Origin of the sequence: Pseudomonas inefficax (assembly GCF_032164165.1) — a bacterium.
Classification (GTDB): domain Bacteria; phylum Pseudomonadota; class Gammaproteobacteria; order Pseudomonadales; family Pseudomonadaceae; genus Aquipseudomonas; species Aquipseudomonas inefficax.
Genome location: NZ_CP134401.1, coordinates 3682474 through 3696443 on the forward strand (window position 1 = coordinate 3682474; position 13970 = coordinate 3696443).

Annotated in this window: 13 protein-coding genes; 7 read left to right on the forward strand and 6 right to left on the reverse strand. The window is 64.0% G+C overall.

Translation table 11 applies throughout. The annotated features are described in order from the left end of the window. Positions 1 to 67: 67 nt before the first annotated feature. The 6 genes from hisD (at position 68) to RIN61_RS16645 (ending at position 5568) form a co-directional block, all read left to right on the forward strand. A complete protein-coding gene (hisD, locus tag RIN61_RS16620) occupies positions 68 to 1393 on the forward strand; it encodes a histidinol dehydrogenase (RefSeq protein ID WP_112250791.1) in 1326 nt (441 codons plus the stop codon). A 2-nt stretch (positions 1394 to 1395) separates the two neighbouring features. Further along, positions 1396 to 2442, forward strand: a complete 1047-nt coding sequence (gene hisC, locus RIN61_RS16625) for a histidinol-phosphate transaminase (protein ID WP_112250793.1) — start codon at positions 1396 to 1398, stop codon at positions 2440 to 2442. A gap of 237 nt (positions 2443 to 2679) precedes the next feature. Then, on the forward strand, positions 2680 to 3330 hold the full coding sequence (locus tag RIN61_RS16630; RefSeq protein WP_112250795.1) for a FadR/GntR family transcriptional regulator: 651 nt from the start codon (positions 2680 to 2682) through the stop codon (positions 3328 to 3330). 13 nt (positions 3331 to 3343) lie between these two features. Further along, a complete protein-coding gene (locus RIN61_RS16635; protein ID WP_313852936.1) occupies positions 3344 to 4624 on the forward strand; it encodes a CynX/NimT family MFS transporter in 1281 nt (426 codons plus the stop codon). A gap of 178 nt (positions 4625 to 4802) precedes the next feature. Further along, complete coding sequence (locus RIN61_RS16640; RefSeq protein WP_112250798.1) at positions 4803 to 5279, forward strand: nuclear transport factor 2 family protein; 477 nt, start codon at positions 4803 to 4805, stop codon at positions 5277 to 5279. Further along, a complete protein-coding gene (locus RIN61_RS16645; RefSeq protein ID WP_112250799.1) occupies positions 5272 to 5568 on the forward strand; it encodes a GIY-YIG nuclease family protein in 297 nt (98 codons plus the stop codon). The genes RIN61_RS16640 and RIN61_RS16645 overlap by 8 nt, the downstream gene beginning before the upstream one ends. Positions 5569 to 5705: 137 nt before the next feature. Here the strand turns inward: RIN61_RS16645 and yejK are convergent, their stop codons facing one another. After that, on the reverse strand, positions 5706 to 6713 hold the full coding sequence (gene yejK / locus RIN61_RS16650) for a nucleoid-associated protein YejK (RefSeq protein WP_085624016.1): 1008 nt from the start codon (positions 6711 to 6713) through the stop codon (positions 5706 to 5708). Positions 6714 to 7082: 369 nt separating this feature from the next. On the opposite strand from yejK, the gene RIN61_RS16655 reads away from it, so the two are divergent. Then, positions 7083 to 7364, forward strand: a complete 282-nt coding sequence (locus tag RIN61_RS16655) for an HU family DNA-binding protein (RefSeq protein WP_112250800.1) — start codon at positions 7083 to 7085, stop codon at positions 7362 to 7364. 50 nt (positions 7365 to 7414) lie between these two features. On the opposite strand, the gene rlmF is transcribed toward RIN61_RS16655, so the two are convergent. From rlmF to RIN61_RS16680, 5 genes are all read right to left on the reverse strand, one after another. Beyond that, a complete protein-coding gene (gene rlmF, locus RIN61_RS16660) occupies positions 7415 to 8368 on the reverse strand; it encodes a 23S rRNA (adenine(1618)-N(6))-methyltransferase RlmF (RefSeq protein WP_313852941.1) in 954 nt (317 codons plus the stop codon). Positions 8369 to 8547: 179 nt separating this feature from the next. Beyond that, on the reverse strand, positions 8548 to 11394 hold the full coding sequence (locus tag RIN61_RS16665; protein ID WP_207877672.1) for a valine--tRNA ligase: 2847 nt from the start codon (positions 11392 to 11394) through the stop codon (positions 8548 to 8550). 211 nt (positions 11395 to 11605) lie between these two features. After that, positions 11606 to 11971, reverse strand: coding sequence for a DNA polymerase III subunit chi (locus tag RIN61_RS16670; RefSeq protein WP_112250802.1), 366 nt, complete (start codon positions 11969 to 11971; stop codon positions 11606 to 11608). Between the two features lie 5 nt (positions 11972 to 11976). Continuing rightward, positions 11977 to 12408, reverse strand: a complete 432-nt coding sequence (locus RIN61_RS16675) for a DNA polymerase III subunit chi (protein ID WP_112250804.1) — start codon at positions 12406 to 12408, stop codon at positions 11977 to 11979. A 47-nt stretch (positions 12409 to 12455) separates the two neighbouring features. Next, on the reverse strand, positions 12456 to 13949 hold the full coding sequence (locus RIN61_RS16680) for a leucyl aminopeptidase (RefSeq protein WP_112250806.1): 1494 nt from the start codon (positions 13947 to 13949) through the stop codon (positions 12456 to 12458). Positions 13950 to 13970: the final 21 nt, after the last annotated feature.

The following is a 13970-nucleotide window of genomic DNA, read 5'->3' on the forward strand; positions in this document are numbered from 1 at the left end:
GGTGCCCGCGCGGATGGACTGGTAGCCTAGGGCGCCTGAGCATTCGCCATTAATCGAGGCCCTCGCCATGACCGTGTCCACTGCAATTGCCCGTCTCAACGCTGCTGATCCGGATTTCGCCCGACATCTGGATCATCTGCTGAGCTGGGAAAGTGTGTCCGATGACGCGGTCAACCAGCGGGTGCTCGACATCATCAAGGCCGTGCGCGAGCGTGGTGATGCCGCATTGGTGGAGTTCACCCAGCGTTTCGATGGTGTCGACGCCAAATCGATCGACGACCTGATTCTCGGTCGCGAGCGCCTGGAACTGGCCCTGACCCGCATTACCCCGGTCCAGCGCGAAGCCCTGGAAAAGGCTGCCAACCGTGTGCGCATGTATCACGAGCGGCAGAAACAGGACTCCTGGCAGTACACCGAGGCCGACGGCACCGTGCTGGGTCAGAAGGTCACCCCGCTGGACCGCGCTGGCCTGTATGTGCCGGGTGGCAAGGCGTCGTACCCATCGTCGGTGCTGATGAACGCCATCCCGGCCAAGGTTGCCGGCGTGGCCGAAGTGGTAATGGTTGTGCCGACCCCGCGTGGCGAGGTCAACGAACTGGTGCTGGCGGCTGCCTGCATCGCCGGTGTCGACCGGGTGTTCACCGTCGGTGGCGCCCAGGCTGTCGCCGCGCTGGCCTACGGTACCGAAAGCGTGCCGCAGGTGGACAAGATCGTCGGCCCGGGCAACATCTACGTCGCCACCGCCAAGCGCCACGTGTTCGGCCAGGTGGGTATCGACATGATCGCCGGCCCGTCGGAAATCCTCGTGGTGTGCGACGGCCAGACCGACCCGGACTGGATCGCCATGGACCTGTTCTCCCAGGCAGAACACGACGAAGATGCCCAGGCCATCCTGGTCAGCCCGGACGCCGCCTTCCTCGACCGCGTTGCCGCCAGCATCGACAAGCTGCTGCCGACCATGGAACGTGCCGAGATCATCGAGAAGTCGATCAATGGCCGTGGCGCGCTGATTCAGGTGCGTGACATGCAGCAGGCCATTGAAGTGGCCAACCGCATTGCACCGGAGCACCTGGAGCTGTCGGTGGCCGAGCCGCAGGCCTGGCTGCCGCACATCCGCCACGCTGGCGCAATCTTCATGGGCCGCCACACCAGCGAAGCGCTGGGCGACTACTGCGCAGGGCCCAACCACGTGCTGCCGACCTCTGGTACCGCGCGTTTCTCGTCGCCACTGGGGGTGTATGACTTCCAGAAGCGTTCGTCGATCATTTTCTGCTCCGAGCAGGGGGCGTCCGAGCTGGGCCACACCGCCTCGGTCCTGGCCCGTGGCGAGTCGCTGACCGCACACGCCCGCAGCGCTGAATACCGCATCCTGACCCAAGAGAAGGGGAACTGAACATGAGTCGATTCTGGAGCCCCTTCGTCAAGGACCTGGTGCCTTACGTGCCGGGCGAGCAGCCCAAGCTGGCCCGCCTGGTCAAGCTGAACACCAACGAAAACCCCTACGGCCCGTCGCCCAAGGCCCTGGAAGCCATGCGCGGCGAGCTGAACGACAACCTGCGCCTGTACCCGGACCCGAATGGTGACCGGCTGAAGCAGGCGGTGGCCGAGTACTACGGCGTAACCCCGGCACAAGTGTTCGTCGGCAACGGCTCGGACGAGGTACTGGCGCACATCTTCCACGGCCTGTTCCAGCACGACGCGCCGCTGCTGTTCCCGGACATCAGCTACAGCTTCTACCCGGTGTACTGCGGCCTGTACGGTATCGCGTTCGAGCAGGTGGCGCTGGACCCACAGTTCCAGATCCGCATCGAGGACTACAACAAGCCCAACGCCGGCATCATCTTCCCCAACCCCAACGCGCCGACCGGCTGCCTGATGCCGCTGCAGGCGGTGGAGCAGTTGCTTCAGGCCAACCGTGATTCGGTGGTGGTGGTCGATGAAGCCTACATCGACTTCGGTGGTGAAACGGCGATCAGCCTGGTGGGCCGCTACGACAACCTGCTGGTTACCCAGACCCTGTCCAAGTCGCGCTCGTTGGCCGGGCTGCGGGTTGGCCTGGCGGTGGGCCACCCGGACCTGATCGAGGCGCTGGAGCGGATCAAGAACAGCTTCAACTCCTACCCGCTGGACCGTGCGGCGATTGTTGGCGCGGCGGCGGCGTTCGAGGACCGCGAGTACTTCGAGGAAACCTGCCGCAAGGTGATCGACAGCCGCGAGGTTTTGGTCGGGCAGCTGCAGGGCAAGGGCTTCGAAGTGCTGCCGTCGGCGGCCAACTTCATCTTCGCCCGCCATCCGCAAAAAGACGCCGGTGAGCTGGCTGCACGCCTGCGCGAGCAGGGCGTGATCGTGCGCCACTTCAAGCAGCCGCGCATTGCCCAGTTCCTGCGCATCACCATCGGCACGCCAGAGATGAACCAGGCGTTGATCGATGCGTTGAACTGACGGTATCGTCGCCGCTTCCACGGGGTAAACAGGCCCTGGAGAAGCAACTTTCTTTACTGACTGTGCTGGCCTCATCGCCGGCAAGCCAGCTCCCACAGGTACTGCACATGGCTTGAGGTCGGTGCGGTCAATGTGGGAGCGGGCTTGCCGGCGATTGCGTCAGTACAGGCAGCGCAATGACAAACCCCTTGCTCGCTAGTAAGCTAAGCTAATTCATCGGATGATTGGTTGAGTTACGTGAGCACCGAATTGAACAAGCGTTCACTGGTCGAACTGGCCGTCGAGCGCATGCGCGAACGGATCATGCTGGGCGACTGGCAAGTCGGTCAGCGCCTGCCGACCGAGCCGGAACTGGCCGTGCAACTGGGCATCAGTCGCAACACAGTGCGCGAGGCCATGCGCGTGCTTGCGTTCAGCGGCCTGGTGGAGATCCGCCAGGGCGATGGCAGCTACCTTCGCACGGCCCAGGACCCGCTACAGGCGGTACAGGCGATGTCGCGCTGTACGCCCGAGCAGGCCCGTGAAACCCGGCACATCCTCGAAGCCGAGGCCATCGGCCTGGCTGCATTGCGCCGAACCGATGCCGACCTGCAGGCACTGCGTGATGCCCTGGCCAACAGTGCCGGGCATTTTCACGGTGATATCGATGCCTACGTGGCCTGCGACCTGGTGTTTCACCAGCGGCTGGTCGATGCCGCCCATAACCCAGCCTTGAGCGAGCTGTACCGGTACTTTTCCGGGGTGGTGGCGGCCGCGCTGCAGCACAACATGGCGACCGTGCCGCGCTGCCAGGCCACGTTCGACCTGCATGGGCAAATCCTTGCCGCCATCGAGCAACGCGATGCGGAGCAGGCCAAGCGCCTGAGCCGTACTCTTATCGAATCCTGACTCCGAGAAAGCCATGGCTGATTCCATCACCCGTAACACCCCGCCGAGCGAGCGGGACCTCGATGAGTTGCTGATCGACGCCGAGGCTGACGACGAGCAGGTCCAACAGCAGCCGGTACTACTGCAGCGGCCTTGGCTGTTGTTGCTGGGCCTGGTGCTGGTGGCATTGAACCTGCGCCCGGCATTGTCGAGCATGGCGCCGGTGCTGGGCCTGGTGTCCGAAGGCTTGGGGCTGAATGCCTCGCAGGCCGGTTTGTTGACCACCTTGCCAGTGCTATGCCTGGGCCTGTTCGCCCCGTTGGCGCCGGTGCTGGCGCTGCGTTTTGGCAGCGAGCGGGTGATTCTCGGCATCCTCGCCACGCTGGCGCTTGGCATCGTCGTGCGCAGTAGCCTGGGGGCCACCGGGGTGTTCCTCGGCAGCCTCATGGCGGGGGCCAGCATCGGCATCATTGGCGTGCTGTTGCCGGGTATCGTCAAGCGCGACTTCCCGCAGCACGCCGGCACACTGACCGGCGTCTATACCATGGCGCTGTGCCTGGGGGCGGCGATGGCGGCGGGGGCGACCGTCCCGCTGGCGCAGCATTTCGACGGCAGCTGGGCGCTGGGGCTGGGCTTCTGGGCAGTGCCGGCCCTGCTGGCCATGCTGGTATGGCTGCCGCAGGCCCGCCAGGGGCATGGCCTGCACAAGGTGGCCTATCGCGTGCGTGGGCTGTGGCGTGATCCGCTGGCCTGGCAGGTGACCCTGTACATGGGCCTGCAGTCGTCACTGGCTTATATAGTCTTTGGTTGGTTGCCATCGATCCTGATCGGCCGCGGCCTGAGCCCGACCGAGGCGGGGCTGGTGCTGTCGGGGTCGGTGATCGTGCAACTGGTCAGTTCGCTCAGTGCGCCCTGGCTGGCCACTCGCGGCAAGGACCAGCGCCTGGCGATCGTGCTGGTCATGCTGATTACCCTGGCTGGCCTGTTCGGTTGCCTGTATGCGCCGCTTTCCGGGCTGTGGGGCTGGGCGGTGGTGCTGGGCCTGGGGCAGGGCGGTACCTTTGCCCTGGCGCTTACCTTGATCGTGCTGCGCTCGAAAGATGCCCATGTCGCTGCGAACCTGTCGAGCATGGCGCAGGGGGTGGGTTATACCCTGGCGTCGATGGGGCCGCTTGCGGTGGGGCTGGTGCATGACTTGACCGGTGGCTGGTCGGCAGTCGGGTGGATTTTTGCCGTGCTTGGGGTGGGTGCCATCGTGTTCGGCCTGGGGGCCGGGCGGGCGTTGCATGTGCAGGTGAGCAGCGAGAAAGTCTGAAGGGGGGGGTAGCAGTGCTGGCCTCTTCGCGGGTAAACCCGCTCCCACGGGAATCGCACACATCTTGAAGCAGTGTGGTACCTGTGGGAGCGGGTTTACCCGCGAAAGGGCCGGTACTGGCATAACCAACCGGGGCAGATTATCGTGCTGCTTTCATCCCCAGGACGGACCAGCCCCCATGAGCGACGCCAACCGCGACCTGATCACCCGCTTCTACCAGGCCTTCCAGCGCCTGGATGCCGAGGCCATGGTCGCCTGCTACAGCGACGATATCGTCTTCAGCGACCCGGTCTTCGGCACCTTGCGTGGCAAGGATGCAGGCGACATGTGGCGAATGCTCACCAGCCGGGCCAAGGACTTCACCCTGACCTTCGACAACGTCCGCGCCGATGAACGCACCGGGGCCGCACATTGGGTGGCCACCTACCTGTTCAGCCAGACCGGCCGCATCGTGGTCAACGATATCCAGGCGCGTTTCGTGATCCGTGACGGGCGGATCTGCCTGCACGATGACCAATTCGACTTGTGGCGCTGGTCGCGGCAGGCGCTGGGCGTGCCAGGCATGCTGCTGGGCTGGTCGCCGCTGGTGCAGAACAAGGTACGCCAGCAGGCGTTCAAAGGATTGCGCGCATACCAGCAGGCCCAGGGTGAGTGAATCCGTCCAGATCGCCGCCAGCAAACCTTGGTATGTCTACCTGGTAAGGGCGGCCAATGGTTCGTTGTATTGCGGCATCAGCGATGACCCGCAGCGGCGCTTTCTGGCGCACCAGAAAGGGCAGGGCGCGCGTTACTTCAAGACCAGCCCGGCCCAGGCGCTGGTGTATGTGGAGCAATGGCCGGACAAGGGCGAGGCGTTACGCCAGGAGCGGCTGGTGAAGCGGCTGCGCAAGTCGGCGAAGGAGGCGTTGGTTGCTTCCTATGGCGCAGTATTGGCTGCCAATTAGGGCCGCTTCGCACCCCATCGTCGCGGTTCGTCGCTGTGGCAAGCCAGCTCCCACTTCGACTGCATGGACCTCTGGCCTGTGCAGTACCTGTGGGAGCTGGCTTGCCGGCGATGGGCTGCCCAGCAGCCCCGGGGCCATCAGTCCTTGCGCCGCTTCAACTGATCCACCAAGGTGGTCGGAAGGCCCTTGATGATCAAGGTCCCTGCCTCTTCGTCATACTCGACCTTGTCCCCCAGCAGATGCGCTTCGAAGCTGATCGACAACCCCTCGGCACGCCCGGTGAAACGGCGGAACTGGTTGAGGGTGCGCTTGTCTGCGGGGATTTCCGGCGACAGGCCGTAGTCCTTGTTGCGGATGTGGTCGTAGAACGCCTTGGGCCGGTCCTCGTCGATCAGGCTGGACAGCTCTTCCAGCGTGACCGGCTCGCCCAGCTTGGTCTGGGTAGTGGCGTACTCGACCAGGGTCTGGGTTTTTTCGCGGGCGGATTCTTCCGGCAGGTCTTCGCTCTCGACGAAGTCACTGAAGGCCTTGAGCAGAGTGCGGGTTTCCCCCGGGCCGTCGACGCCCTCCTGGCAGCCAATGAAGTCGCGGAAGTAGTCCGAAACCTTCTTGCCGTTCTTGCCCTTGATGAACGAAATGTACTGTTTGGAGTTCTGGTTGTTCTTCCACTCCGACAGGTTGATGCGCGCCGCCAGATGCAACTGGCCAAGATCCAGGTGGCGCGAAGGCATCACATCGAGCTCGGCGTTCACCGCCACGCCTTCGCTGTGGTGCAGCAGGGCGATCGCCAGGTATTCGGTCATGCCTTGCTGGTAGTGGGCAAACAGGATGTGGCCGCCGGTGGACAGGTTGGACTCCTCCATCAGCTTCTGCAGGTGCTCCACGGCCACGCGGCTGAAGGCGGTGAAGTCCTTTTCTTCGTCCAGGTACTGCTTCAGCCAGCCGCTCAGCGGGTAGGCACCGGACTCGCCGTGAAAAAAGCCCCAAGCCTTGCCTTGCTTGGCGTTGTAGCTGTCATTGAGGTCGGCCAGCAGGTTTTCGATGGCGTCGGAGGCGGCCAGTTCGGAATCGCGGGCATGCAGCACGGCGGGGCTGCCATCGGGCTTTTTGTCGATCAGGTGAACGATGCAATGACGGATTGGCATGGGATTCTCGGCGAGCTGCAAAAGTCGGCCAGTTTACCCCAGACGCAAGGCGATGCAGTGGCCGGATGTTGGCAGAAATATCGGTTGTTCGTTTTTTGTTCAAATTTGCGCGTTTTAAGCTAAAACCCCCGAAAAACCTGCATTAAATCGAAGCGCGCAGCGGATATTTATCCGTTCCTGTGGTAGCTTTGCGCGGTCTTGCGCCCTTGTGTGGCGCATTGCTGGCAGCGTGCTGTCGTCGTGTCGAACCAAACGTCGATTTGCGTATCTACATACGCGATTGGCGCGGCCCTCCACTTACAGGGGCTGGCCCGATAACGTCGTAGTTCGCTGCATAACCATCGAATTTGATAGGGAAGGAACACCACCATGGCATTGACCAAAGACCAACTGATTGCCGACATCGCCGAATCGATCGCCGCGCCAAAAGCCACCGCCAAGAACGCTCTGGAGCAACTGGGCCAGATCGTTGCCGATCAGCTGGAAAACGGCGCTGAAATCACTCTGCCAGGCATCGGCAAGCTGAAAGTCACCGAGCGTCCTGCCCGTACCGGCCGCAACCCTTCGACTGGCGCTGCCATCGAAATCGCTGCCAAGAAAGTCGTCAAGTTCGTTCCAGCCAAAGTGCTGACCGACGCCATCAACAAGTAATTGTTGAAGCTTTGACAAAACCGCGCCCGGCTTGCCCGGGCGCGGTTTTTTCATGCCTGGGTTTTACGCCCGGCGTGCCAGGCCTGGCGCGCGGCGTCGTCGTGGAAGCTCCAGGCGACCATGCGGCTTTGCTTCTGCCCCTGGCCCATTTCACTGATGCGCACGGCCTTGGCGCCCGCTTTCCTGAGCGCGGCCTCGATCCCCGGCAGGTTGCTGGCCTTGGACACCAGGCTGGTGAACCACAGTACCTGTTCGGCGTACTGCACGCTTTCACCGACCAGTTGGCTGACAAAGCGGATCTCGCCGCCCTCGCACCACAGTTCGTTGTTCTGGCCACCGAAGTTGAGCACCGGCAGCTTGCGCCTGGGGTCCTGCTTGCCCAGGTTCTTCCACTTGCGCTGGCTGCCACGGGTGGCTTCTTCGCGTGAGGCATGGAAGGGCGGGTTGCACAGAGTCAGGTCGAAGCGTTCGCCCTCCTGCAGCAGGCCACTGAGGATGTGCGCACGGTTGGCCTGCTGGCGCAGGGTGATGGCCTTGCTCAGGCCGTTGGCCTGGACGATGGCCTTGGCCGAAGCCAGGGCCACGGGGTCGATGTCCGAGCCGAGGAAGCGCCAGCGGTAATCGCTGTGGCCCAGCAGCGGGTAAATGCAGTTGGCACCCACGCCGATGTCCAGCGCACGCACCTGGGCGCCCTTGGGGATCTCGCCGGCATTGTCCTCGGCCAGCAGGTCGGCAGCCACGTGGATGTAGTCGGCACGGCCGGGAATCGGCGGGCACAGGTAGTCGGCAGGTATATCCCAGTGCTGGATGCCGTACTGGGCCTTGAGCAGGGCACGGTTGAACACCCGTACGGCTTCGGGGTTGGCGAAGTCGATGCTGGGCTTGCCGTGGGGGTTGGTGATGGTGAAGCGCGCCAGGTCAGGGTGGGCCTTGATCAGGCTGGGGAAGTCGTAGCGGCCCTGGTGGCGGTTGCGCGGGTGCAGGGTGGGTTTGTTCGGGGTCATGGCAGTGTCCAGCCCTATACGAGCGGTGGCTGATAGAGCCTGGGGCTGCTTTGCAGCCCTTTCGCGACACAAGGCCGCTCCTACAGGATTGCGGCGCCCTTCAGACCGGCGCCGTCCCTGTAGGAGCGGCCTTGTGTCGCGAAAGGGCCGCAAAGCGGCCCCAGCTTTTTCTCTAGTGATTAAAGCGCTGCAATCCGAGCATGCTGCTCGGTGAAGTTGGCCAGGGCCTGTTCGGACTCGGCCAGCTTGGCGCGCTCTTTTTCGATCACGGCAGGCGGTGCCTTGTCGACGAAGGCGGCGTTGGACAGCTTGCCACCCACGCGTGCCACTTCACCCTGCAGGCGCTGGATTTCCTTGTTCAGGCGCGCCAGCTCGGCATCCTTGTCAATCAGGCCGGCCATTGGCACCAGCACTTGCAGGTCACCGACCAGGGCGGTGGCCGACAGCGGCGCTTCGTCGGCATCGCCCAGTACGGTGAACGATTCGACCTTGGCCAGCTTCTTCAGCAGGGCTTCGTTTTCCTGCAGGCGACGCTGGTCGTCGGCGTTGGCGTTCTTCAGGAACAGCGGCAGCGGCTTGCCCGGGCCAATGTTCATTTCGGCGCGGATGTTGCGCAGGCCGACCATCAGTTCCTTGAGCCACTCGATGTCGCCTTCGGCGGCGGCGTCGATGCGGCTTTCATTGGCCACCGGCCACGGCTGCAGCATGATGGTCTTGCCTTCGATGCCGGCCAGCGGCGCGATGCGCTGCCAGATTTCTTCGGTGATGAACGGCATGAACGGGTGCGCCAGGCGCAGCGCCACTTCCAGCACGCGCACCAGGGTGCGGCGGGTGCCACGGGCGCGCTCGACCGGGGCGTTCTCGTCCCACAGCACCGGCTTGGACAGCTCCAGGTACCAGTCGCAGTACTGGTTCCAGATGAACTCGTACAGCGCCTGGCTGGCCAGGTCGAAGCGGAACTGCTCCAGCTGGCGGGTCACTTCGGCTTCGGTACGCTGCAGCTGCGAGATGATCCAGCGGTCGGCCAGCGACAGCTCGTAGGCTTCGCCGTTCTGGCCGCAGTCCTCGCCCTTGTCCAGCACGTAGCGGGCGGCGTTCCAGATCTTGTTGCAGAAGTTGCGGTAGCCTTCGACGCGGCCCATGTCGAACTTGATGTCGCGCCCGGTGGAGGCCAGCGAGCAGAAGGTGAAGCGCAGGGCGTCGGTGCCGTAGCTGGCGATACCTTCGGGGAACTCGGCCTTGGTCTGCTTGGCGATCTTCTCGGCAAGCTTGGGCTGCATCATGCCGCTGGTGCGCTTTTCCAGCAGGGCGTCGAGGGTGATGCCGTCGACGATGTCCAGCGGGTCCAGCACGTTGCCCTTGGACTTGGACATCTTCTGGCCCTGGCCGTCACGTACCAGGCCGTGCACGTACACGGTCTTGAACGGTACCTGCGGGGTGCCATCCTCGTTCTTGATCAGGTGCATGGTCAGCATGATCATGCGCGCAACCCAGAAGAAGATGATGTCGAAGCCGGTCACCAGCACATCGGTGGAGTGGAACTTCTTGAGGAACTCGGTCTGCTCCGGCCAGCCCAGGGTGGAGAAGGTCCACAGGCCCGAACTGAACCAGGTGTCGAGTACGTCGTCGTCCTGACGCAGGACCACATCGGCGCCCAGGCTGTGCTTGGCGCGCACTTCTTCCTCGTTGCGGCCGACATAGACCTGGCCAGCCTCGTCGTACCACGCCGGAATGCGGTGGCCCCACCACAGCTGGCGGCTGATGCACCAGTCCTGGATGTCACGCATCCAGGAGAAGTACATGTTTTCGTACTGCTTGGGCACGAACTGGATGCGGCCATCTTCCACGGCGGCGATGGCAGGTTCTGCCAGCGGCTTGGTGGAAACGTACCACTGGTCGGTCAGCCACGGCTCGATGACGGTGCCCGAACGGTCGCCTTTCGGTACTTTCAGGGCATGGTCGTCGATGCTCACCAGCAGGCCCTGGGCATCCAGGTCGGCGACGATCTGCTTGCGCGCGACGAAGCGGTCGAGGTTGGCGTACTGGGCCGGCAGGCGGGTGTCCACCTGCTCGTTGACGCTGCCGTCGAGGTTGAAGGCCTGCGCGCTGGCGAGCACGAAGGCGTTCTTGTCGAAGATGTTCAGCAGCGGCAGGTTGTGGCGTTTGCCGACTTCGTAGTCGTTGAAGTCGTGGGCCGGGGTGATCTTCACGCAGCCGGTACCGAACTCGGGGTCGCAGTAGTCGTCGGCGATGATCGGGATACGGCGGCCGACCAGCGGCAGTTCGACGAACTTGCCGATCAGTGCCTGGTAGCGCTCGTCGTTCGGGTTGACCGCCACGGCGGCGTCACCCAGCAAGGTTTCCGGACGGGTAGTGGCGACGACCAGGTAGTCCTTGCCTTCGGCGGTCTTGGCGCCGTCGGCCAGTGGGTAGCGCAGGTTCCACAGGTGGCCCTTCTCGTCGTGGTTTTCCACTTCGAGGTCGGAGATGGCCGTGTGCAGCTTGGTGTCCCAGTTGACCAGGCGCTTGCCGCGGTAGATCAGGCCGTCTTCATGCAGGCGCACGAAGGCTTCCTTGACCGCTTCGGACAGGCCGTCGTCCATGGTGAAGCGCTCGCGGCTCCAGTCGACCGACGAGCCCAGGCGGCGGATCTGACGACTGATGTTGCCACCGGACTGGTCCTTCCACTCCCAGACCTTTTCCAGGAACTTTTCGCGGCCCAGGTCATGCCGGTTCTGGCCCTTGGCCTCGAGCTGGCGCTCGACCAGCATCTGGGTGGCGATACCGGCGTGGTCGGTGCCAGGCTGCCACAGGGTGTCGCGGCCTTGCATGCGGCGGAAACGGATCAGGGCGTCCATGATCGCGTTGTTGAACCCGTGGCCCATGTGCAGGCTGCCGGTGACGTTCGGCGGCGGGATCATGATGGTGTAGGACTCGCCTGCACCTTGTGGGGCGAAATAGTTCTCGGACTCCCAGGTGTTGTACCAGGAAGTTTCGATGGCGTGCGGCTGGTAGGTCTTATCCATGCGCGGCGGGACCCTGTGCATTTATTCGGGAAAGCCGGGAAGTATAACCAAGCTGGGGGCCGCAGGCGACAAGCTGCTGCTATCTGGCAGGGCAGGCATGGCCTCTTCGCGGGTAAACCCGCTCCCACAGAGACCTCACAAGTCTTAGGGCTCCTGCGATCCCTGTGGGGGCGGGTTTACCCGCGAAGCAGGCGCCGCCGAATTTTCAGGCTTACTCCGAACGCTTGATCAACCGCTCGATCCGCGCATCCAGCCGGCGCTTGATCTCGTTCTCGATATGCGGGGTAAAGTCATTGATCACATCCTGCATGATCATTTGCGCCGCCGCGCGCAGCTCGCTTTCCAGGTGCAGCAGGGTGTCCTGGCGGCGGGTCTGCGGGTCATCTTCGGGCTCGGCAGCTACCGGCTCGGCCGCTGGCGCGTGGTTGCCGGGCGCTTCTTCAAGCAGCAACGGGATCTGCTCCACCGTCTCGGTCAGCAGCGGTGGTTGCAGGTCGGCGTCGCCAAGCAGCTGGCGTATCGACTCGAGGTCATCGAGCAGATGGGCGGAGTCGGGCAGGGGGGAGGGCTTGTCCATCGTCGTCAAAGTCGCTGTAAGCGGTGGTCTTGCAGAGCATAGCCCTGTTCACGGTAGAAACGGAATCGTTCACGGGCCGATTGGCGGATGCCAGGCTCTTCAATGACGATTTCGGCCACCCGCTCGAACTGGCCGACAAAGCCCGGTACGCCCGTGCCCAGGTTGATCAACAGGTCGTGGTGGTCGCCCGCGCTGTCGGCCGCCAGGCCCAGTGCCACGCTGGCATCGGCATGCATTTCCGCGAGATCGTGGGGCACGAAGGCCTCGCCCTTGAAGCGCCACAGGCGTTGATCCAGCTCGCTGCGCTGCTCGGCGTCCTGGCAGTGCAGGTAGACCCGGTGGCCGAGGCGCCAGGCCTTTTCGCACAGCTTGCAGGCGAAATCGAGCCGCGCCGACAGTGAGTCGGTTGGCAGGATGTAGAAATCTACTTTGCTCATGATGGTATCGCCGGCCGGTGGCGCGGGGCGCCACCGGCTTCATGGCGTCAGGCGCCGGCGCGGTCCAGCAGGTACTGGGTCAGCAGGGGCACAGGGCGGCCAGTGGCGCCCTTGTCCTTGCCACCGCTGACCCAGGCGGTGCCGGCGATGTCCATGTGCGCCCAGTCGTAGGCCTTGGCAAAGCGCGACAGGAAGCAGCCGGCGGTGATGGTGCCGGCCTTCGGCCCGCCGATGTTGCCCATGTCGGCGAACGGGCTGTCCAGTTGCTCCTGGTACTCATCGAACAGCGGCAGCTGCCAGGCACGGTCGTCGGCGCGCTTGCCGGCGTCGAGCAACTGGCCGACCAGGTCGTCGTTGTTGCCCATCAGGCCGGTGGTGTGGCTGCCCAGGGCGACGATGCAGGCACCGGTCAGGGTGGCGATGTCGATGACTGCCTGCGGCTTGAAGCGCTCGGCGTAGGTCAGGGTGTCGCACAGCACCAGGCGGCCTTCGGCGTCGGTGTTGAGGATTTCCACGGTCTGCCCGCTCATGGTGGTGACGATGTCACCCGGGCGGGTGGCGCCGCCGCTCGGCATGTTCTCGGCGCAGGCCAGCAGGCACACCAGGTTGACCGGCAGCTGCAGCTCGAGCACCGCACGCAGGGTGCCGAGCACGCTGGCGGCACCGCACATGTCGTATTTCATTTCGTCCATGCCGGCGCCAGGCTTGAGGCTGATGCCGCCGGTGTCGAAGGTGATGCCCTTGCCCACCAATACGAACGGTTTGTCCGCCTTCTTGCCACCCTGGTAGTTGAGCACGATCAGGCGTGGTGGCTGGTCGCTGCCCTGGCCGACGGCGTAGAACGCGCCCATGCCCAGGTCCTTGATCTTCTTTTCGTCCAGTACTTCGACTTTCAGCGCCTTGTGCGCCTTGCCCAGGTCCTTGGCCTGTTCGGCCAGGAAGCTAGGGTGGCACAGGTTAGGCGGCAGGTTGCCCAGGTCGCGGGTGAAGGCCATGCCGGTGGCGATGGCGCTGGCATGCTTGACGGCACGTTCGACCTCGGCCTGGCCGGCCTTGTCGGCCAGCAGGGTGATCTTTTTCAGCGCGCGCGGCTCGGCCTTCTGGCTCTTGAAGCGGTCGAACACGTATTCGCCGTCGAGCAGGGTTTCGGCCAGCAGGCGGTACTTGCCGTAGTGGGCGTCGCGGTTGCTGACCGCGATGTCGTCCAGGGCCAGCACGGCGTCGGTGCCGTTCAAGCCTTTGAGCACGCCGGCGACGCTGGCGACCAGTTTGCGCCAGGCGCGGTCGCCCAGGGCTTCGTCCTTGCCGCTGCCCACCAGCAGCACGCGCTCGGCCTTCAGGCCCGCGAGGTTCTGCAGGAGCAGGGTCTGGCCGGGCTTGCCGGCCAGGTCGCCACGCTTGAGCACGGCACTGATGGCACCTTCGCTGGCCTGGTCGACCGCCTTGGCCACGCTGCCGAGCTTGCGGTTTTCACCTACCGGGAGGACCAGGGTGGCGGTTTTTACGGATGCAGCAGCTACGCTTTTTACAACCAGTTCCATGTCAGGATCCCCGAATGATCG

What these genes read in the sequence shown, in the direction of transcription:
- yejK (WP_085624016.1), bottom strand. Translation starts at nt 6,713, where the DNA reads ATGCCAATCCGTCATTGCATCGTTCACCTGATCGACAAAAAGCCCGAT.
- RIN61_RS16675 (WP_112250804.1), bottom strand. Translation starts at nt 12,408, where the DNA reads ATGAGCAAAGTAGATTTCTACATCCTGCCAACCGACTCACTGTCGGCG.
- hisD (WP_112250791.1), top strand. Translation starts at nt 68, where the DNA reads ATGACCGTGTCCACTGCAATTGCCCGTCTCAACGCTGCTGATCCGGAT.
- rlmF (WP_313852941.1), bottom strand. Translation starts at nt 8,368, where the DNA reads ATGACCCCGAACAAACCCACCCTGCACCCGCGCAACCGCCACCAGGGC.
- RIN61_RS16640 (WP_112250798.1), top strand. Translation starts at nt 4,803, where the DNA reads ATGAGCGACGCCAACCGCGACCTGATCACCCGCTTCTACCAGGCCTTC.
- RIN61_RS16635 (WP_313852936.1), top strand. Translation starts at nt 3,344, where the DNA reads ATGGCTGATTCCATCACCCGTAACACCCCGCCGAGCGAGCGGGACCTC.
- RIN61_RS16655 (WP_112250800.1), top strand. Translation starts at nt 7,083, where the DNA reads ATGGCATTGACCAAAGACCAACTGATTGCCGACATCGCCGAATCGATC.
- RIN61_RS16665 (WP_207877672.1), bottom strand. Translation starts at nt 11,394, where the DNA reads ATGGATAAGACCTACCAGCCGCACGCCATCGAAACTTCCTGGTACAAC.
- RIN61_RS16680 (WP_112250806.1), bottom strand. Translation starts at nt 13,949, where the DNA reads ATGGAACTGGTTGTAAAAAGCGTAGCTGCTGCATCCGTAAAAACCGCC.
- hisC (WP_112250793.1), top strand. Translation starts at nt 1,396, where the DNA reads ATGAGTCGATTCTGGAGCCCCTTCGTCAAGGACCTGGTGCCTTACGTG.
- RIN61_RS16670 (WP_112250802.1), bottom strand. Translation starts at nt 11,971, where the DNA reads ATGGACAAGCCCTCCCCCCTGCCCGACTCCGCCCATCTGCTCGATGAC.